Source organism: Bacillus sp. EB01 (genome assembly GCF_000613125.1).
Lineage (GTDB): Bacteria > Bacillota > Bacilli > Bacillales > Cytobacillaceae > Bacillus_D.
Window position 1 is genome coordinate 176484 of sequence record NZ_HG964497.1, and the last position, 20921, is coordinate 197404.

21 protein-coding genes and 1 pseudogene are annotated in these 20921 nt (G+C 39.7%); 1 reads left to right on the forward strand and 21 read right to left on the reverse strand.

Annotation, left to right across the window (positions count from 1 at the left end):
- Window positions 1-133 precede the first annotated feature (133 nt).
- The 20 genes and pseudogenes from TY16_RS00730 to TY16_RS00820 form a co-directional block, all read right to left on the reverse strand.
- Complete coding sequence (locus tag TY16_RS00730; protein WP_043929751.1) at window positions 134-535, reverse strand: hotdog domain-containing protein; 402 nt, start codon at window positions 533-535, stop codon at window positions 134-136.
- A gap of 113 nt (window positions 536-648) precedes the next feature.
- A complete protein-coding gene (locus TY16_RS25490; RefSeq protein ID WP_081772837.1) occupies window positions 649-1632 on the reverse strand; it encodes an MBL fold metallo-hydrolase in 984 nt (327 codons plus the stop codon).
- 245 nt (window positions 1633-1877) lie between these two features.
- On the reverse strand, window positions 1878-2144 hold the full coding sequence (locus tag TY16_RS00740; protein ID WP_052342541.1) for a YusW family protein: 267 nt from the start codon (window positions 2142-2144) through the stop codon (window positions 1878-1880).
- 274 nt (window positions 2145-2418) lie between these two features.
- Window positions 2419-2583, reverse strand: coding sequence for a hypothetical protein (locus TY16_RS26005; RefSeq protein ID WP_155922101.1), 165 nt, complete (start codon window positions 2581-2583; stop codon window positions 2419-2421).
- Between the two features lie 199 nt (window positions 2584-2782).
- Entirely contained in the window at window positions 2783-4114 is a 1332-nt protein-coding gene (locus TY16_RS00745) for a hypothetical protein (protein ID WP_043929752.1), read from the reverse strand.
- A gap of 92 nt (window positions 4115-4206) precedes the next feature.
- The gene (gucD, locus tag TY16_RS00750) at window positions 4207-5673 is read right to left on the reverse strand and encodes an alpha-ketoglutaric semialdehyde dehydrogenase GucD (protein ID WP_043929753.1); all 1467 of its coding nucleotides are present in this window, start codon (window positions 5671-5673) and stop codon (window positions 4207-4209) included.
- Between the two features lie 12 nt (window positions 5674-5685).
- Window positions 5686-6621 (reverse strand): 5-dehydro-4-deoxyglucarate dehydratase, encoded by a 936-nt coding sequence (kdgD, locus tag TY16_RS00755; RefSeq protein ID WP_043929754.1) that lies wholly within the window; start codon window positions 6619-6621, stop codon window positions 5686-5688.
- Between the two features lie 28 nt (window positions 6622-6649).
- The gene (gene gudD, locus TY16_RS00760; RefSeq protein ID WP_043929755.1) at window positions 6650-7993 is read right to left on the reverse strand and encodes a glucarate dehydratase; all 1344 of its coding nucleotides are present in this window, start codon (window positions 7991-7993) and stop codon (window positions 6650-6652) included.
- 16 nt (window positions 7994-8009) lie between these two features.
- The gene (locus TY16_RS00765) at window positions 8010-8927 is read right to left on the reverse strand and encodes a dihydrodipicolinate synthase family protein (RefSeq protein ID WP_043929756.1); all 918 of its coding nucleotides are present in this window, start codon (window positions 8925-8927) and stop codon (window positions 8010-8012) included.
- A 5-nt stretch (window positions 8928-8932) separates the two neighbouring features.
- A complete protein-coding gene (locus TY16_RS00770; protein ID WP_043929757.1) occupies window positions 8933-9622 on the reverse strand; it encodes a GntR family transcriptional regulator in 690 nt (229 codons plus the stop codon).
- A gap of 37 nt (window positions 9623-9659) precedes the next feature.
- Window positions 9660-10442 carry an HpcH/HpaI aldolase family protein gene (locus TY16_RS00775; RefSeq protein ID WP_043929758.1) on the reverse strand — a complete coding sequence of 261 codons (783 nt, stop codon included), beginning with the start codon at window positions 10440-10442 and terminating at the stop codon, window positions 9660-9662.
- A gap of 20 nt (window positions 10443-10462) precedes the next feature.
- The gene (locus TY16_RS00780; RefSeq protein WP_043929760.1) at window positions 10463-11530 is read right to left on the reverse strand and encodes an Ldh family oxidoreductase; all 1068 of its coding nucleotides are present in this window, start codon (window positions 11528-11530) and stop codon (window positions 10463-10465) included.
- Window positions 11527-12501, reverse strand: coding sequence for a hydroxyacid dehydrogenase (locus tag TY16_RS00785; protein WP_043929761.1), 975 nt, complete (start codon window positions 12499-12501; stop codon window positions 11527-11529). Before TY16_RS00785 ends, TY16_RS00780 begins: the two co-directional genes overlap by 4 nt.
- A gap of 13 nt (window positions 12502-12514) precedes the next feature.
- Window positions 12515-14020 carry a tripartite tricarboxylate transporter permease gene (locus TY16_RS00790; RefSeq protein ID WP_231505542.1) on the reverse strand — a complete coding sequence of 502 codons (1506 nt, stop codon included), beginning with the start codon at window positions 14018-14020 and terminating at the stop codon, window positions 12515-12517.
- Window positions 14021-14032: 12 nt separating this feature from the next.
- Window positions 14033-14485, reverse strand: a complete 453-nt coding sequence (locus TY16_RS00795; protein WP_052342542.1) for a tripartite tricarboxylate transporter TctB family protein — start codon at window positions 14483-14485, stop codon at window positions 14033-14035.
- A 38-nt stretch (window positions 14486-14523) separates the two neighbouring features.
- The gene (locus tag TY16_RS00800) at window positions 14524-15522 is read right to left on the reverse strand and encodes a Bug family tripartite tricarboxylate transporter substrate binding protein (RefSeq protein ID WP_043929763.1); all 999 of its coding nucleotides are present in this window, start codon (window positions 15520-15522) and stop codon (window positions 14524-14526) included.
- Between the two features lie 504 nt (window positions 15523-16026).
- A pseudogene (locus TY16_RS26755) lies at window positions 16027-16494 on the reverse strand (immunity protein YezG family protein).
- Window positions 16495-16714: 220 nt separating this feature from the next.
- Window positions 16715-17149 carry a DUF5392 family protein gene (locus TY16_RS00810; protein WP_043929764.1) on the reverse strand — a complete coding sequence of 145 codons (435 nt, stop codon included), beginning with the start codon at window positions 17147-17149 and terminating at the stop codon, window positions 16715-16717.
- A gap of 372 nt (window positions 17150-17521) precedes the next feature.
- Entirely contained in the window at window positions 17522-18325 is an 804-nt protein-coding gene (locus tag TY16_RS00815) for a glycosyltransferase family 8 protein (RefSeq protein WP_043929765.1), read from the reverse strand.
- A gap of 316 nt (window positions 18326-18641) precedes the next feature.
- Window positions 18642-19121, reverse strand: coding sequence for a YusW family protein (locus tag TY16_RS00820; protein WP_052342544.1), 480 nt, complete (start codon window positions 19119-19121; stop codon window positions 18642-18644).
- Window positions 19122-19486: 365 nt separating this feature from the next.
- Here TY16_RS00820 and TY16_RS00825 point away from each other — a divergent pair, with 365 nt between their 5' ends.
- A complete protein-coding gene (locus tag TY16_RS00825; protein ID WP_081772839.1) occupies window positions 19487-19723 on the forward strand; it encodes a SelT/SelW/SelH family (seleno)protein in 237 nt (78 codons plus the stop codon).
- Between the two features lie 53 nt (window positions 19724-19776).
- Here the strand turns inward: TY16_RS00825 and TY16_RS00830 are convergent, their stop codons facing one another.
- Window positions 19777-20895: a cysteine desulfurase family protein gene (locus TY16_RS00830; RefSeq protein ID WP_043929767.1), complete on the reverse strand. Its 1119-nt coding sequence runs from the start codon at window positions 20893-20895 to the stop codon at window positions 19777-19779.
- Between the last annotated feature and the right edge of the window lie 26 nt (window positions 20896-20921).

The window sequence follows — 20921 nt, forward strand, 5'->3', positions numbered from 1 at the left end:
AGTAATCCCATTATGATAGTGTCATGGGATTCATGGTAATCATAAATGCACTCACGTTTGATCCCTTCATGTTTTAATCCAAGTTTTTATAAGCTCTGATTGTCCCAATTGTTATATGCTTACGGTTAAACAATTATTTCATTGGGTTCTCAACCTGTTTGAGTATTACACCTGAAAAATCCCCTTTTAATACTTCTTTTTCATCCTGGTTTTTACATACAAATGAAGCCCTTATTCCGATCCTCTCATTTTCTTGCCTTTCGTATCTTTCAATAGTGACTTCACATTGAATTGTATCCCCGGTAAACACCGGTCTTAAAAACTCAAAATTCATCGTTCGAGCCAATACATTGGCATCACCACCCACTTTTGTGGGTAGAGTTGCGGTCAATAACCCTTGAACGACAAGCCTTCCCTGTTCATCCGGGGTTATATGATGAATTCCTTCATCACCTGAAATCTCTGTAAATAATTCAACATCCTTCACTGTAAAAGTCCGTTCAAACGTAATGATATCTCCAACATTTAAAGACATTTAAATCCCCCCTGAAGCTTTTTTACAATATGGATAATTAAAATCCGAATATTGCAAAAACAGAAACTAAATTCATCCATACTACAACTGATTCATAATGTCTTGTATTTGAATTATATGAGAAAGTCTTGAGTTTTCCAATCTCTTGGTTTTATGTTTTTATTCATCCAGTTTTCTTGTGGTGCTTGGTATGGGGTGGCTGCGATTAAATGGTTATTTTTCCAAATTGCTGCTGCAGAACGGATCATTTCATCAAGCAAGATTCTAATAAATTTTTCGGGTTGTAGCTGGAAAGAGTACCGTGCAAAATCATTGAACCAGCCACAATTTAATAGGTAGTTGTCGATCTCTTCTTTTGCCAATCCGTTTTTAATGATTAATGTGAATGAAAAAATCCTTTTACAGGCATGCCATGAAATTTTTTCTGGCATCTGGAGCCACTTTTCAAACCTTCCCCTTGCTGCATCAATTGCTGACATAGGATTCTCAATTTGCGGTCCATGTCCAGAATATGCATGTTGAATCCGGAGCATCGACAACCGATCCAAACTTTCCATGGATCTTTGGATAGATGAAACACCCTCTCGAAAGATATTTAACCATCCTATATCACTTTTGTGGAAGAGATCGCCGCAAATTAATGTTTCTTCTTCAGGTTCATATAAAGAAATATGCCCTAAAGTGTGTCCCGGAGTATGTAAGACTATCAAGGTTCTACTTCCTGTATTAATTTCATCGTTATCTGATAGCTTTTTGTTGACTCGATAAGGTTCAACAGGCTGATCCAACCATTCCGCACTACAGGCCTCAGGGTCACAAGAATTTATTAGATCTGTATCCCATTTATGAGCAGCAATCGTAACACCATAATTTTTTTGCAGATGAAAATTGCCTCCTACATGGTCACTATGATAGTGAGTGTTCACAATAAGATGTAATTGTTCTGGTGAAACGCCTGCTTCTTTAATTAATCTCTCTGTTTCTATCGCATCACTTCCAAAACCAGTATCAATTAGGACCGGGTGCTTATCCTTAAGAAGAATCATATTTGCACTAGGAAACTTTCTTTCGACGAAAATAATATTAGATTTTTTCATATACTTTCCCCTTTAATTTTATATGTCGTGCGCATTAATCAAACAAAAACATATATTGCAATGGAAATAAGGTTTCATCTAATAGTTAGGCAGATTATAGATTGACCATGTATTTTAACCAATATAGCTAGATTTCACCTTATATCAATCTACCATCTTATTCACATATTACATGTAAAAAAGGAGTTGGGGAAGGTTCCCTACTCCTTTTCTTATGTGTTTCCTTGTTCAGTTGTTTGAACTCATTATCTTCTATATTCCTTCTCTATCCCATCTGCATATACAATCTCTATTACAATCTCTTTTGTATTTTCCGGAAGGTCAAATGCTTTAAAAACCTGCTCGAGAACCTGCTCGTCAGGAGTATGTTGATTAAAAGTGAAGGACTTAAATTTTTCATCTAATTCCTTCATCGCCTCGTTGCCTTTTAGTTCGATATTGTTATCTTTGTCAATATAGGATGCTTCTGTTTCATCTTTTTCCTTTTCGTAACTTATATCAAGCGCATCCATAGTAGAAGCCTTCACATAAACGAAGAGAATTTACTCAAGAGATAGATCACTCTTATAACTATTTGACAACATTTAGTCATAGTTGGCAGACATTTTGTTTATTATTGCTCTGTCGAGAATTGCTGATTTTACCCAGCAGTCTTTGGAAAGAGAATTGTAGACACCTAGAGTTTTGGAGGTTTTGTATGCCACCTGTTGTTATTGGAAAAAGCATTTTGGTATTCATATTGTTTTTGATCCTCGGAATGATCATTCGGTTTCTCATTCCGGTTTTTCAAAGGCGCTCCTGCCGATCATAATCACCTTTGGTTTTCTGACACTGCTGATTGGACCTCAGGTACTGGGAAGGATGGTGCTGAGTGCGGATTCCATTTTTAAGGATGTCCTTATTCCCACTGAGTTTATGGAGGTATGTTCCAAGGGCTCTTTTTCCCTCCATATAGTACCCACCTCAATGTTGTCAAGGGACTACGGACACGGATGAAGGAGGAAATCCTCAACAACATGTTCTACTATAACTTTAAGTAAATCCGTTATAATATTGGGTCTTCATGATAAATTTATATCCCTAGGTGGCAGTTTGGCCCTTTGTTGTATTACCTATATGAAATATACCTTATAAACAAAGCAATTAATCATTATGATAAAAAAAGAAACATTACAATGCCTAATGTCGCAACCAGTGTAACATAAAAACCATTGGATAGAAGGCCCACTTCAACTCCTGACCTGCCTACCATTTTGCTGACGAGGAGGTTAATGCCTGAAAAGGGGCTGAGTAAAACAGATAAAGACCAGGCTAGCAACAAAAGTATGGCTAGCGCGATACTACTAATCCCGAGTTCATTCGGCTCCAATTGCATTGCCAGTGCTGCTACAACAGCAATTGGATGAATACCCACATACGTTACTGTGATTACAATACCCATTACACTTACAGCAAACAATAAGAAAGAATGGTGTGCTACCGTATTCAAGAACCCGGTTATCAAATGTGAAAAGCTGGTATCCTGTACAGCGTGACCAAATAATCCTGCACTTGTGAACAAGATAATTTCATTGTTCATCATAGGAACTGTCTGATTACGGAAGGCATTCCAATGGGGGGAAAGCTGGATCCATTCCCTTGTAAATGTTCCCCATAATAATGGAAGAAAGATTGAAATTAGGCTTACAATCACAATCATTGACCATTCTGTAAAATACTCAATTAACAATGGTGTAAATAAAAGGCAGGAAACATATAAACTTAACATGACCAACCGATTTTTCTCCCAACTTTCCAACGGGGACATATTAATCGAAATAATATTTAAAGGGTGCTTTTCCTCCCAGGCTACAAGCAGTATGTTTCCTAAAAGCAATGAAAGAAGAGATAATGAAACACCAAAAAATATGTATTTTCCAACAGGCAATTCAAGGTAATAAAGGACCATGGTTACTGAAGTAAAATATGGAGACCAAAACATTGCTGTCGAAAAACCGACCAAATAGAGTTTAGAAGAAATCGCTGAAGGTAGTTTTAGGTTTGAAAGAAACTCATCTATTAACCGTACAGAACCTAGATTTAGAATTGGGCTTAGGATGAAAAGAGTGACGGTTATCCCAGCAAAAAATACTTTTGGGTTATGCAACATGTTCCCGAGGAAGGAATCAAGCGCTTTAAAATATCCGCCTATTTTAAGCGGAAGTGAAAGAAGGGGTGCGAGCGTTAAGATACAGAGTAACGGCAGTACGAATAAAATTCCGTCAACTATTGCCTCTATTCCCCCTCCCTGGCCTATTTCCAAAGCGATTCCACTTCCCATCATTCCAATAGCAAGAATACGGGGAAACCCTTGGGCCCTTATAATGCAAACTGAAAAAGAGATGAATGCCATAATGACAACAAGGTATCGTAACCAGTTAAAATTTAAAAAATAATACGTTAAAAACAACAAACACATAGATAGTATAAAATAACTTTTCATGTCCCTCCCCTCCTTTCCAAAAAACAGGCTATAACAAGAACTAGTATTGATCTCAGAAATGAGAGATAAAAAGCAGGTCAAAAAACCTGCTTTTACGATTTCACAAATACTGTTTTGATTGACGTAAAAAATTCCTTAGCGGCTTCTCCTTGTTCCCTCGAGTGAGAGCTTGATTGCTTCATGCCTCCGAACGGAGCCTGGAGTTCAACTCCTGCACTTTCTGCATTAATGCGAATGAGCCCGGCGTCCATATCTTCAATAAATGAAAGGATGTTTTTGATATTACTAGTAAAAATGGAGGCGCTCAAACCGAATTCCACATCATTTGCAATCTGAATGGCCTCTTCTATATTTTTGACTTTTATGAGTGCAATCACTGGTCCGAATATTTCTTCCCGGGCGATGGACATTTCTGAAGTGACATTCTCAAAAATTGTAGGTTCGAGGTAAAACCCTTTATCAAAAGGTTTCCCATCAAGTTTATTTCCCCCAGCGATCAATGTCGCACCCTCTGAATGTCCTTTCTCGATATAGGAGAGTACAGTTTTATATTGGCTTTCATTCGCACATGGCCCCATCCACGTATTCTCTTCAAGTCCATTTCCAATCGTAATCTCTTTTACTTTCTCCAATAACTTTTCTTTAAAAGATTCATAGACTGAACTTTCAATTATGACGCGGCTTGTTGCGGTGCACTTTTGACCGGTGGATCGGAATGCTCCACTTATCGTGCCATCTACTGCAAGGTCAAGATCGGCATCAGCTGCAACAATAACAGGATTTTTCCCGCCCATTTCCAGTTGGTATTTGGCTCCTCGTTCTAATGCTGAACGAGCAATCCGTTTCCCTACTCCATTCGATCCAGTAAATGTAATGCCGTTTACTTTCGGATGATCCGCAATACTTTGGCCGATCACACCTCCAGGGCCGGTCACCATGTTTACCACACCTGGAGGGAAACCTGCCTCTTGAAAACATTCTATGATCTTCGCACATGTGACTGCTGTTTCTGTTGCCGGTTTGATTACAACTGTATTCCCGTAAACAAGGGCAGGTGCCATCTTCCATATCGGAATGGCGATTGGAAAATTCCATGGCGTAATAACACCAACAACTCCAAGGGGAACACGGGTTGTAAACATCAGGGCGGAGCTATCGGTTGACGGAATAACATCACCGACTTTACGCATACCTTCCCCTGCGTAGTACTTTAAAATCGCAATCCCCCTTGCTGTCTCTCCTTTTGTTTCAGCAAAAGTTTTTCCCATTTCACGGCTTGCTGTTTCGGCAATTTCATTGATTCTTTTTTCGATAATTTGGGCAGCTTTATATAGATACTCTCCCCTCTCCGCTCCGGAAAGCTTTCTCCATCCATCCTTCGCCGTACTGGCTGATTCTATTGCCCTATTTAAATCCTCTGTTACGGATTTCTGCACATAACCGACAACATCTTCTGTGTTGGCTGGATTAACGCTTTTTTCCACTTCATTTGAAATGGAAGAAACCCATTCCCCATTGTAAAAATTATGATATGTTTTTATTTCAACCGAGGTTGTCATTGTATCCCCTCCTTAAAAAATTAGTTTTGCAGCTTCCTTTTTAGGATAACGTTCCATCGCGTTTTTCAAAATTGTTTCCATCTCGGTAAAATGTTGTTTTTCCACTGGAAGAATTGGAAGCCTTACTGATTTGCCAACCTTCAATCCCATAATTTCCATTCCTGCCTTAATAAGTGACACAGCATAACCTTTCCGCTTACGGCGAATGTTATTAATCGGAAGGATTACATGCTGGTATATGTCTCTTACTGTTTCCATTTCTCCGTTAAGCAGACTATTGTAAAATTCCCTTGAAATATGGGGAATATAATTCGATATTGCTGAAGAGTAAGAATCAAATCCAAGCGGAAGATATGCGGGCATGGTTACTTCAGCAAGAGGCATTCCGTTCAGCCATCCAAATCGGTTTCCAAATGTTTGTGTGAGCATAACATTTAACTCCATATCACCCAATCCATCTTTCACGCCAACTACTTGGGGTACTTCTGCCAGTATTTCTAATCCTTTTACTGAAAGACTGACATTGTCACGCTGATATACGATGGCATTAAGATCAGTGCTTTCTGCAATGGATTTAAAATAGGCAGCTATCCCATCTTTTTCTCCAGTGACAAGATACGGGGGCAAGATAAGGTATCCGTCCGCCCCTTTATCTGCAGAAATTTGAGAATACTTAAGTGCTGTTTTGATATTTCCGCCCACCCCTGTATAAACCGGAAGCCGTCCTTTGACTGTCGATACAGCAACCTCAACAGAAGCAGCATATTCAGATTCGCTTAATGAAGGGTATTCTGCTGCAGCACAAGCGACGAATATGGCTTCCACTCCTTCATTCATTAAATTTTCGATATTCCGAGAAAGAGCCTGTTCATCCAGATTATCATTCTCTGTAAAATGAGACACAGGAAACCCTAATATCCCCTTAGGCGCAATTCTAGCTTTAGACATGATCATTCCTCCAATGCTAAAAGTTCTGTTAACGAACAAGGCAAGGTTTTTTATTGTTAAAAGTCCAATTTGGGATTAAATATTTCATGGCAATTGAATCATCTCTAGCGCCTAATCCATATTCTTTGTACAAACGATGTGCCTGTTCTACTCTTTCCAAATCTATTTCTATTCCAAGTCCAGGCTTATCCGGCACTTTTACTTCTCCGCCGACAATTTTCAGCGGATCCTTTGTTAAACGCTGGCCATCCTGCCAAATCCAATGAGTATCTATTGCGGTAATTTCACCAGGTGCTGCAGCAGCAACATGAGTAAACATTGCTAGTGAAATATCAAAATGATTATTGGAGTGTGACCCCCAAGTTAAGCCCCATTCATGGCACATTTGTGCAACCCTGACTGAACCAGCCATTGTCCAGAAATGAGGGTCGGCAAGCGGGATATCAACTGAATGCAATTGAATTGCATGACCCATTTCCCGCCAGTCCGTTGCAATCATATTGGTTGCGGTTGGTAGGCCAGTTTCCCTTCGGAATTCAGCCATAACCTCCCTTGAGGAATATCCATTTTCCGCTCCGCATGGATCTTCCGCGTAAGCAAGGACATCTTTCAAGTTACGGCATAAACGAATTGCTTCTTGAAGTGACCAAGCTCCGTTAGGGTCCAGCGTGATACGCGCTTCCGGGAATCTTTTTGCCAGTGCGGTAACGGCTTCGATTTCTTCATCTCCCCTTAATACCCCGCCTTTTAGCTTGAAGTCCTGGAAACCATACTTTTCCCTTGCCGCTTCTGCAAGCCTTACGATAGATTCAGCTGTCAAAGCAGGCTCATTACGCAGACGGAACCAATCGTCCTTTGCGTCAGGTTCGCTTTTGTATTGAAGATTCGTTTGTTTTCTATCCCCTATATAAAAAAGATAACCAAGCATCTTGACGGAATCCCTTTGCTGCCCTTCCCCTAAAAGTGCAGATGCCGGGACATTAAGGTGTTTCCCAAGAAGGTCAATCATGGCTGATTCAACGGCTGTTACGGCATGGATAGTGACGCGAAGGTCAAATGTCTGAAGACCCCGGCCGCTAACATCAAGGCTGGCGAAACAGTCTTTTATTTCTCTTAGAAGGTTTCGGTATAATCCTATTGGCCGCCCTATAATAAGGTCTTTTGCCTGTTCTATCGTCTCCCGGATCTTTTCTCCGCCAGGAACTTCACCAACACCTGTGTTTCCTGAATTATCTTTAATGATGACAATGTTTCGGGTGAAAAACGGGCCATGCGCCCCGCTTAGGTTTAGGAGCATGCTATCTGAGCCCGCAACCGGTATGACCGTTAACTCCTTTACGATAGGTGTTTTGAAATCACCGATCTCTCCCATCTGTATCCTCCTTGGATTAAAGTTGGGGTGCCAGCATCCCCCATTTTGTTAGTAGGCCCTCAAGTTCTTTTTTGTCTTCATTACATAGACTGTTAACAGGTTCCCTTGTAGGTCCGGCCTTAAAGCCAATCAACTCCAAAGCTTCCTTTATAACAACAACATTGTTTCCATTATTGTTTTTTGCCCTTAAGTCCTCGAATAAGAGCACTTCTTCCCAAACCTTCCAGGTTTTCTCATTGTCTTTTTCACGAAGAGCTTGCAACAGTTCAAAGGACTTTTCAGGAAAAATATTTACAAGCCCCGATGTAAAGCCTTTGGCGCCAGCATGATAGAAATAAGGGGCCCATTTCTCGGCTGTCCCGCATATCCAGGCAATGTCATGGATTGCCGATACCTCACGATATGTCTTTGTGAATCTAGGGAGATCATTAATCGCGTACTTGACTCCAATGAATTTCTCTAGTGAAGCAAGCTCGTATAAAACACGGTCGCTCACATGAGGATCTTTAAAATATATAACTGAAGGGATATCAAGTGCATTGATGATTTCCTTGAAATAAGAAACAGTTCCTTCCGTAGTCACATATGGGTGAACAGGTTGATGTATCATTATGCAATCAGCCCCAGCGTCCTGTGCGGCAAGACCAAGTTCAATAGCCTGGGGAACAGAGTAACCAATTCCAGCCATAACAATTGCACGCTTGTCAACAATCTCAACAACCCTTTTTGTCACTTGTTTTGCTTCCTCGATTGAAAGAGCATAAAATTCTCCAGTGTTTCCGGCTGGAACAATTACTTTCAGTCCCTTTTCTATTAAAAACTCAATATTTTTCTCCAGACTGACCCAATCAATTTCCTTTGAATCCTTTTGGAAGGGAGTGATGTTAATAGCGGTAATTGTTTCAAGATTTTTACGCAAATAGCTGAAATCCATAAAAATTATCCTCCAATGTTTAAATATTTCATTACATGTGTCGTCGTTCTCATAATATGGTCTTTCATTCTTTTTTCAGCTAATTCACTATCCCGATCTCTGATTGCTTCAAAGATTTTTCGATGTTCGGCGAAACCTTCTTCGACTTCCATTTCAAGCGAAAGAGCCTTTTTTCGAAACATATTGTCATAGTTTACAATGACAGATAACATTTGCTTAATGACAGGATTTTCGGCACCTTGTTGGATCATTTGGTGAAATTTAGTATTTTCGAGAGATAGCCGTTCAGTATCCTTGGATCTGACAATGTGCTCCATCCTATTTATCTGGACTTCCAATTCTCTTAGTCCCTTTTCATCAATTTTATCCGTGCATAATCTGGCTGATAAACTTTCGAGGGAGGCTCTAACCATTAATATCTCTGCAATTGACGTTTCGACCATATGGGAAACATACGCACCTTTACGAGGATAGGTTTCTACCAATCCTTCATGGCTTAGGATTCGGAGCGCTTCCTTGATTGGTGTCGTGCTGATTCCCATTGCCTCTGCGAGCTGCCTCTCCTTCAAATGTTCACCTGGCTTTATTTTGCCGGTTATAATGGATTCACGAAGAGATTCTAAAACGATGTCCCTTAACGACTTGATTTCCGTTGAATAGATTGATAATGATGAGAATTGTTCATTTTTTCCCATAGGATTTAATTTTGACTATGTTCACCGATAGTCAACCTTATATTTCAACTCCTTCCATTCGGGCTGATGACGTGTATTCATAAAAAGAATCAATAATAAGGGAGGTTACCGTTACACCTATATAGTCCGCTCCCCATCTGGAACGATTTTGTGCTCCTAGGCCATTTTTTGTATGCACGCCTATTTTTACCTTATATCTGGCTGCTGTTTTCTTTATTTCATCAACTGCTTTCAATACTTCAGGATGATCGATACTGCCTCCATATCCCAAAGAAACCGAGAGGTCCGTTGGTCCAACGTAAACTAGGTCGATTCCAGGAGTTTGGAGTATTTCATTCAAATTTTGCATAGCCTTCTCACTCTCGATATGGATACAAACCAAGGTTTCCTCATTTGCCTTTTCAAGGTACTCCCCGATCGGCAAAGTTCCATATTTTGCTGCCCTCATAGAGAATGCAGCTCCTCTTTTCCCCATGGGTGGATATTTTACAGCTTCAATTATGCGTACTGCCTGTTCCTTTGTTTCCACTTGAGGAACATGAACACCGTGGGCTCCTCTGTCCAGCACCTTTAATATTTCACCGGGATCACTCGAAACTGTCCTAACAAGGGGGGTTATTCCTGCATTTTCCGCAGCGATTACCATATGTTCTATATTTTCATAGGATAAGTTCCCATGTTCGCAGTCAATCACAACAGTATCGAAGCGATTAAAGGCGGCCATTTCAACGATATGAATAGAAGGAAAACCAACAAACAAACTTAGATAACTTTTTTTATCTCCACTTGCGAAATTTGCCTTCAACTTATTTTTGAACATGTTCATTCCCCATTTCCCTGTTAGTTCTGGACCTTTTCCATATTTACGAAATCGGACATCTCAACCCCATATTTCTTTCCAGTGTGAATTAACTCCTCAAAGATTTCCTGTGGTAGAAGGATTCCTTCTTCCAATTGTTGTTTTTTCTTCAAATATTCAATTTCTCCAGGCATAAAAACCCTATCAAAGCCTTTCATTGGCTTTGTTCCGGTCGTTTCAGCCACTTTTTCTTTCATTCTTTCATCAAAGGCTGAACGATTCATAAAACCTTCTACATTGATGGCGCCGAAGAAATGTCCAATAAGCTGAGGCTCCGGGTCGTCGTACATACGGGGAACACCCTTTCCGAAATTCGCACCTGTCATTACACCGCAAAGAATGTCGATGATAATGGCAAGTCCCGATCCCTTCGGACCCATTGGCAGCATGTATCCCTCAAGGGCCTCTTCGGGATCTGTCGTATGCTCCCCATCTTTCTTGATTGCCCAGCCTTCGGGTATTTTCTGATTTTTCTTTTTTGCCTGTATGATTTTTCCTCTAGCAACATTGCTTGTTGCCATATCAAGTACAATAGGAAAGCCATATGGTCCAGGTATCGCGATTGAGATTGGGTTTGTTCCTAGAGAAGGTTCCATTCCTCCAAAAGGAACCATGGTAGATGAAGTATTCGTCATAGCAATACCTACGAAACCCTTTTCAGCAGCCATTTTTGTAAAGTATGCCGCCGTACCGTTATGGTTGGACCCACACACCCCTACAAACCCGGTTCCGTACTGTTCTGCCATTTCGATTGCTTTATTCATCGCTTTGACCGACACAACCTGTCCCCAGCCATTATTGGCATTAAAAAGGGCAGTTGTTGGAGTATTGCTTTTAAACTCGATCTCCGTGCTTCTTTCTATCAATCCGGATTCCATTCGGTTTATGTAATCCGTTATTCTGGAAACTCCATGTGATGGAACGCCACTTAAATCAGCATCTATTAAAGTGTCCATCACAATCTCAGCTTCATCTTTTGGTATGCATTTTGATAATAGGGCAACTCCAAATGGTTTCAGTACATTAACCGAAATCTTCTTTCCGCTCATTGTTTAACACCTTCTATTGCATCCATGTTGACACAGGATGCTGGTTTTTCTCCACTTAAAACCTGAATAATGGATCTTGCGGCTCCAGTAGCCATGTTAATTAATGATTCCTTTGTGTGAGCAGCCATATGAGGCGTAACAATGATATTTTCCAAGTCAAAAAGCGGATGATTCCCTGGAGGTTCCTTTTCAAAAACATCCAGCGCTGCTCCTGCAATGATGTTATTTATTAGAGCCTTATGTAAAGCAGCTTCATCTACCAGCCCTCCCCTTGCGCAATTTACCAGATAGGCTGTAGGCTTAAATTTTGAAAATTTTTCTTCATTGATCATATGGTGCATTTCCGGGGAGTAGGGTAAATGAAGGGAAACAAAGTCAGACTCAGCCACCAATTCATCCAAGGAACCGGCTACTTCTACATAGTTAAATTCTTCTGTTTTCTTAATATAAGGGTCAAAAACTTTGACATGCATTCCCAGCCCATGGTGGCACTTATGCGCAACTAGTCTGCCAATATTGCCAAAGCCTATTAAACCTAGGACTTTATTGGATAATTCCGTTCCTGTATAGGTATGCCTAACTTCAAACCGTCCATTTCGCAGGGCTTTATCGGCCCTATTGATTTGGTGTGCCAATGAAAGCATAAGACCAACAACATGCTCAGCAACGGCATTTGAATTAGAAGTTGGCACATTACAGACTGGGATATTCCTGGCTGTTACTGCCTCAATATCAATATTATCAGTCCCTACTCCGTGCCTTGCGATTACTTTTAATGAAGAAGCAGCATCTATCGTTTTTTTCGTGATGTTTGACGTCCTAACAAGGATTGCCTCGCAATCACCTACACATTTGGATAAAGCTTCCTCAGAAGGGTCAGCGGGGACAACTATTTCGTACCCGGCATCTTTAAGAACCTCAATGCCTTCCTGAGCTATTTCTTGAACAATCAATACTTTTGGTTTATTCATTCGAATTTCCCCTCTACATTTCTGCATCAGCAATAAGGATACTTCTTTTGCTTTTCACCATACTGATTATGCTAAAGATTAAAATTAACAGGGCAAAGATAATTAAAAAACCTGAAATTGGCCTTGAAAGAAAAATCATTAGAGAGCCATCCGACATAGCCAAAGACTGCAGTAAGGATGATTCAATTTGATTGCCTAGGACAAATGTTAAAACAACAGCGGCAATAGGAATATCCAGCTTTTTCATTAAATATCCCAGTATACCGAAAACAATCATCACACCTACGTCCCATAGACTGTTGTTCACACTGTAACAGCCTAAAACCGATATGATCAGTATGATTGGAAACAAGAGCTTGTAAGGTACCGTCGCGATTTTCGCCCACATATTTGCCAACGGAAGATTCATGATGAGCAATAAAAGGTTTCCAATAAACATACTAGCTATTACTCCCCAAACAAAAGAAGGATTACTTTGAAACAACACAGGACCTGGTGTTAATCCATGTAGGATAAAAGCTCCCAATATGACTGCAACTGTTGGAGAACTCGGAAGCCCAAGTGTAAACAATGGAATCAACGCTGCTCCACTATAGGCATTGTTTGCTGTTTCCGGGCCGGCCACTCCTTCAATGGCTCCCTTGCCAAACCTTGAGGGATCCTTTGCCAACTTTTTCTCCATTGAGTAGGACATGATGGAGGCGATAACAGAGTTTGTACCAGGAACAAGCCCCAATAAAAATCCAAGTCCTGTCCCTCTTCCAATCGCCTTCATAGTTGGACGAACCTCATTTTGGGAAGGAAACATCCCTTTTACTGCATGAGGCTTTTCTTCCTTTAATTTATTCTCGACATTCATCAGGATTTCTGATATCCCAAAAAGACCCATCGCTATCGCGACAAAATCCAGGCCGTTCAATAAATCTAATTGCCCAAATGTGAATCGGGTTGTTCCCGAGACAGGATCCATTCCGATTAATGATAATATCAAACCAAAGACAGCGGCTATGATCCCTCTGATAATGGATTTTCCCATTAATCCAACTACCATCAATAATCCTAGCATCATTAAAGCAAAGAATTCAGGCGGTCCGAACTTAAGTGCAAATTTTGCAAGTGGAGGACCTATAAAAGCCAGCCCCAGTACAGCTATTGTTCCTCCAACGAACGACCCTATGGCAGATACTCCAAGCGCCACACCTGCCCTTCCCTGTTTAGCCATCTGATAACCATCAAGAGCTGTGATGACAGAAGCAGCTTCTCCGGGAGTATTGATCAAGACAGCTGTAATGGTACCTCCATACATAGCTCCGTAATATATTCCTGCAAGCATGATAATAGCTGACATGGGATCCATCCCAAATGTAAGCGGAATCAACATTGCAGTCCCGGCTGTTGGCCCAAGTCCTGGCATTACACCTACAAGCATGCCGATTGTGACTCCAAGAAGACAGAAAAAGATATTCCAGCCTGACAAGGCCAATAAAAATCCTTCAAACAGCATTGACAATGACTCCAATTTTCTCCCCCCTTACCATCCAAACAAATTAACCGGAAGCGGAATACTCAACAAACTACCAAACACCCAAAAAAGCAAGAGAGAGATTCCAAGTGCGATTCCCAGGCCTACATACCACTTATACTCTCTTACGAGTAAGATGTAGAGAAATAGTGTGCTTGCCAAAGTAAAACCGATAAAGTTAATTGTTAGAAGCAAAAGAACCAATGATCCCAATATAATTAATACGTTCTTTAATCCTTGTCCTGACGGAAGTATTTCCTTGAATGCAACTTTATGACGAAGCGACTCAACTATATAAAGGACGCCCATTATCATAATAAGAACACTCAACCACAAAGGAAGGAGACCCGGACCTGGACCATTTTCACCATAATAGTCAAACTCAAGAGCTTGAAAGAGGAAGATTGCACCGAACACTATAACCGCGACACCTGCCCATAGGGCAGCATTTTGCCTTGCCATGACACACCCCCTTTTTAAAACGCTTACAATTTACCGAGTTATTTTGTCAAACCGATTTGCTCTGCAACATCATTTGTAACTTTGTTACTTTCCTTTATATTTTTTGCAAATTCTTCAGATCCCGCATATGCCGGCTCGAGTCCGATTTTTTTGAACTTTTCTTTTAATTCTGGTTCCTCTAATCCCTTTTTAAAGGCTTCCTGAAGTATTTCAATAACTTCCTTAGGTGTATTCTTTGGTGCTACAACACCCGACCATGTATCCAATCCAACATACCCTTGGTCTTTAAGGAAAGCCGCATCTTTATAATCAGAGAGTTCTGTGGTGCCCATATTTGCAAGGACTCTCAACGCTCCTGACTCAGTATGTTGTTTTGCCTCCTGTGTTAAAATTACTGCTCCGTCGACGTGGCCTCCCAATAAAGCAGTGATTCCTGGTGCTGCTCCATCAAATGGGACATGTTTTGTTTTGATTTTTTCCTTAATATTTAAAGCTTCCATAGCCAAGTGCTGCGTATTGCCTGCGCCAGCAGTAGCATAAGAAAACTTACCTGGATTTTTCTTTACGTATTCTAACCATTCATCATACGTTTTCCATGGGGCATCGGCTTGAACAACTAATAGATTTTGTGCTGAATTAAATTGTGCAATTGGTATAAAACCATCACTCTCATATGGCGTTTTTCCATAGTTTGGCTGTATTGCAAGGTTGCCTGTTGTCACTGATCCCAATGTATACCCATCTGGTTTTGCCTTCATGACTTCAGCTAATGCAATAGTGCCGCTCCCACCCGGTTTGTTTACCGCAACAATGCTTTGTCCATTAGGCATATGCTTATTTACTGCTTCGATTACATGCCTGGCGACAACATCAGTACCACCGCCGGCTGAATACCCAATTATCAATTCAATAGACTTTTTCGGAAAATCTGTCTTCGTATTCTTCTTAGCTGCACTTTCTCCACTTGAACACCCAGCGATTACTAGACTAATAGAAATAAGAAAACACAATCCAAACAGATTTTTAAGCGCTTTCATAAAAGCCTCCTTTTAAATTTTGTACTTTATCTACTAGACCAAAACAGTGAAGAGTTTTTCCTTTCTAAGTAAACATTCCCCCATTCAAAGTTTCTGCAAATAAAATATCTGATATATCAGATATCATATTTTAGATTATATTTTAAACTATCATTCCGGTCAATTATTTTTTAGAAAATTTTAAATTATCTAATTTATGATTAAATCCACTACCTATTCCTGCCTTATTTGGTCACTAATTTAGTTTGCAAGTATCTTAAACTGCAATTATGTATCGAGAAACCCTGTCACGGAAATAAAACCGCATGAATACTAGACAAGACCTCGCTGTAAATTCACATGTCACTTTCTTCTAATTTCTTCAATTGCCTCCATGTCCTTATCGTCATTGGCGAACAGTGGGTTCGTTTTCATGCTAGGGCTCGGACTCTTCCACTTTATCCGGCAAAAAGAAGCATGACTCTCTTGAGCCATGCTTAAACCGAAGCATAAGTATCGGGGCTGTCATTTATTCGTTTGAATAACCTCTATTCCAATAATGGTCGAGTATTTTTTTGCACGTTTGCCTTCCGTTCTCAAATTCAAATAATTATACTTCCAAATCACATGCTGTACATAACGGTCAATATCTAAAAGGTTGTCATATCCATATTCAAGTTTTAGGTGGCCACATGTTTCTAAGTACAAATTCACACTTGTCCACGGTTCTTGACCATTCCGTTTAAATTCCAGCTATAATTCTTTAAAAGTATTACTTAAATTTCTCCGTAATTGTGTAAATTCATCTTCGTCTATTTCAAAATACTTTTGTATATCAAAATAATAGATTGGTATGTCTTTTCCCACAGGATAATAATAGAAGAATAACCTATTGAATTGATCATCCACTTTACTATACAAGTACACTTTTTCCCAGTCTTCATGAATTGTATTGTTAATTAAATTTGCTGCTTGTTGATACTTCTCTTCCATAACCGTTGTAACCAAGTCATTACCACCCTTTAGGATTTACGAGCATCTCAAGCTATGAATTTTATCTACTATTGATCCTCTACCACATATCTTTGTCTTTTATTATACTATTTTCGATTTGGTAGCGTTCATCACGCCTTTTATTGAAAAATATGTTTTCTGGTATAGTATTTTCTACCTTGGCCTTTCCCACTATTGCATTTTTCTCATATTATATATTTTAATGCGATTGTCCCCAGTTTTCTTCCTCTTTTAAGAAATTTAAGAATACATTCAATCCCATTTTTGGATGCTTTTTAATCTCTTTAATAAATCGGCTTTTTGAATCTTCTGGAACCAAAGTACTTTTTTCAATTCTTCTAACCATATAATCATTGCTTTTGTTCAGAATTTCAACTCGTTTGAATTTTACTTCTTTCCTCAGGGCAGCCCCGACAGCAGCCATTAGAGCGTATATACCTATCGCTATGAATGTTCCTTCAATCTTTCGAGCAAATAACACAAGAGGTATAAGATTTATAATAGAGAAAACGAGCAACATGACCGATATTACCGAATATCTTGTTGCTGTCTTTAGCAATGGCTGAACAATTGTTTCAATTTTTTCTATTTCCTTTTTATAGTAACGGGGTATATTATTGAAAAATTGATTCATTACTATACTCCTCCATTCGTTTATTCCACCTGATAGGGCAGTTATTTACTTTCGTTCATTTGGAAAATAAAAAGACCTTTACCCGAGAAACAGGTAAAGGTCTTGCTAACAACAAAGTACGTTGCCAATAAAGCCGAGAGTTAAAACTCCGAATTGACGACCTTATTGTAAAAGCTACTCCCCTAAAGGTGTATTTATTTTATACTTTTATTATACAAAATCGGTATTTTTATGTCAAAAAATCGGCCTTCAGCATTCAGTTAACCGATTCTTTATGTTCCCATTCTAAATTTTGATAGGAATTATAATTACCAAATAGAATTTTTCCATGTCTTAAGTTGATTATTCTAAAGTGTTATTCAGTTTTCTATTTTAGCTGGCAAGTTTTTCAAAATATTTATACAAGGCATGAAATACTCCGCTATAGCCCTTCTTCCATGGTTTCTTCTTTCCGCAAAAATGGATAAATACTGTATGCTTGATGATATAATCCATATCACATTTCCCGTTTGTCTTGATTTTATAATAATAATAAAACCTGGCATCATAATTATAGATCTTTTCATCAAGGCATAGGATTCTTTTTGAATAAAGGGCATTTAATACATCTTGGTCAGGCATAATCAATCTTGTTTTGTGTTTCTCGACAAAGGCATATATAGCTTGTTCGTCAATCTCTTTTCGCTGTAGCTCCAGGTTCATCATCAGTACACCCGAGTTGTAATATGCCTCAATTCCGTATGGAAACAGGCGGATACGATTGATTTCCCTAACCGAAATTTTATCGTGGAAAGCAGCTGCATATAAATTACCATTGAATTCCGTTTCGTAAAGGGCTTTAACCGAATTCAAAACCAATATATCGGGGTCAAGGTAAAGGATACGGTCTAAATCCGGAGGCAAAAACTTAAAAGCTAGCAGCCGGTAGTACATTTCTTTTGTATAATGCAAAAGGACCGGTGCGTCGTGGAAATGGCTTTCGTCTACCTTTATTACCTCAAGCTTGCTACCGTGTACCTCAATGTAATTATGTAATTGGCTTAACTTTTCTTCTTCAATTTGCGAATGCATTAAATAGATTGTAAATCGTTCTCTTGGATTATTTAGAAAAAGTGATTTCAGCATAACGCGTAGCGGTTTTAAATAAGTGGAATTTAACGTGACTAGAATATTCATAAATTCTGACTCCCTACCTTACACAATACTATTAGATGAATATATAAAACAGAAATATACTGAACTCATCCTCCTCTCAATTTATCTAACTCTCTAATTTCCTTTCGATGTATTCCCTTAATGAAGAGGAAAATGATGAATTAAGAGTAACATACCTACCTAAATAATTGCATGAAATCCAACCCCAACTCCACTTAAGAAGGAATTGCTCTGATTGTTGCAACTTTCCACCTCATTATTGATTTGTTTTTTTACAAATGAAAAAGGAGATGGGATAAAGCCCCTACTCCTTTTCACATTTGCCATGGATTCCTTGTTAACTGTTTGATTGGGATCTATATTCCTTCTCAATTCCATCCGCATATACAATCTCTACTTCAAACTCTTTTACATTCTCCGGTATATTAAACTCTTTCGAAACCTGTGCGAGAACCTCCTCTTCAGGAGTATATTGATCAAACGTAAAGGATTTAAAGTTTTCATGTAATTCCTTCATTGCATCATTGCCGGCAAGTTCTACATCCTTCTCTTTGTCGACATAGGAAGCTTCTGTACCATCTTTTTCTTTTTCATAACTTATATCAATCGCACCAAACGTTTTTTGGGTGTCCACTTCCAATTCGAATGAGGTGAAAGGGTAATCCATTTTATTAACATTATGTTTCTGGTTAGGATCTGTTGCCTGATTTTCCGCAGGGGCATTTTCTGGAAGAGGATTCACCTCTTCAGCATTATTACATCCTGCCAGGACTGATGCAGAAAGAGCAAATAGTGCTATTGTTTTTGTAAAGTACATTTTTATCGGCTCCTTTTCCCACTATGTTTCTCTTCTCTTTTATAAGCCTTTATCCGTTAGGGAGAATTCCAAACCTTTCATTACAATGGTCTGGGAGGGCCTTTCCATGAAAAGAATATGTCGGACTTTGGCATCCTGCAGATTATCTTTGAGACAGCACTTGCCTTGGGCATGCATGTATCCGGCCATCGGTAGGGTTTATTCTTTGCTCTATTTGTTTTCCTAGTCTATTATGTATGCCATTTAGGGAACAATATCGATAAATCTACTTATATGTCTATTGGTTGAGCATTAAACTTGAAAGTTGCTAAATCAGATACATATAATTATTAGTAGATTCAGAATATTTTTCAGGAGTGAGGTAAATGGAAATTCGTATTGAATATTGTACTGCTTGAGGCAATTTACCAAAAGCCGTCGGTCTGGCGGATGAATTGTTAAATGAATTTAAAAATAATGCCAATAAGTTGGAATTGGTCCCAAGCACTGGAGGCGTGTTTGAGGTATCCGTGGACGGCCAGAACATTTTCTCTAAAAAGGAAACAGGCCGTTTCCCAGAAGAGGGCGAAGTGCTGAACATTGTAAAAGAAAAGCACCAATAATCCATTATGATACAAAAGGACAGCAGCGTGAATAAGCTGCTGTCCTTTCTGCTTTAATTTATAGCCTCCTTTAACCAAAGAAGGACCTGATCAATCTCATCCTTTGTCGTCTGACTTCCTAAACTAAAGCGAATTGCCCCCATTCCAACCTCTTCCGGAATAGCCATATCTTTTAAAACCGGCGATAATTCAATGCTGCCAGCATGGCAGGCCGAGCCTGTCGAGGCGGCTAACTGAGGAATTTCGGAAAGCAAATCCTGCCCAATTCTCTTCACAAAACTTACATTCAATGTGTTAGGCAGCCGCTCTTCCGGATGCCCATTTAATTGAACGAGATCCCCAAACTGTTGCTTTAACCTCTCCCAAAAATAATCCGTCAGTTCCTTAAGAGCCCTATTACCAACATGGTTTTCAGCAATTTCACATGCTTTGCCAAGCCCGACTGCCAATAAGGTATTTTCCGTTCCGGCCCGGAGCCCTGATTCATGCCCAGCCCCGTGAATCAATGGTTCCAGCTCAATTCCTTTTCTCTTGTATAGCGCACCACTTCCTTTAGGTGCATAAAGTTTATGGCCTGCGATTGTCAGCATATCGACTTTTAACTCATTGACATTAACAGGTACTTTACCGACTGACTGAGAAGCATCCGTATGAAAGGCGATTCCATGTCTTTCAGCTATGTTCCCAATCTCTTGAATCGGCTGCAAAGTGCCTGTTTCATTGTTGGAATGCATGATTGATATCAAAATAGTTTCTTTTGTAATGGCTTTTTCAATTTCCTCCGGTGACACTCTCCCGTATTGATTTACACCTACATAAGTAACCTTCGCCCCTATTGACTCAAGGAATTTACATGGATTCATCACCGCGGGGTGTTCAATTTTCGACGTAATGATATGGTTGCCTCTGCTCTTATTTTTAAAGAAGAAGCCCTTTAGCGCCAGGTTATTCGCTTCACTCCCTCCGCTCGTAAAAATGATTTCCTCAGGAACACAGCCAAGTAAGCCGGCAACTTGTTCTCTTGCTTTTTGCATAAAGCCCTTAACCGGTGCCCCAGCCCAATGCAGTGCGGACGAATTTCCATAAAAATCTCGGAGTAACGGTGTCATTGCCTCAATGACTTCAGGTGCCACAGGTGTGCTTGCGTTGTAGTCTAAATAAATGTGATCCATATTTCACTTCTCCCTTTCCCCAAATA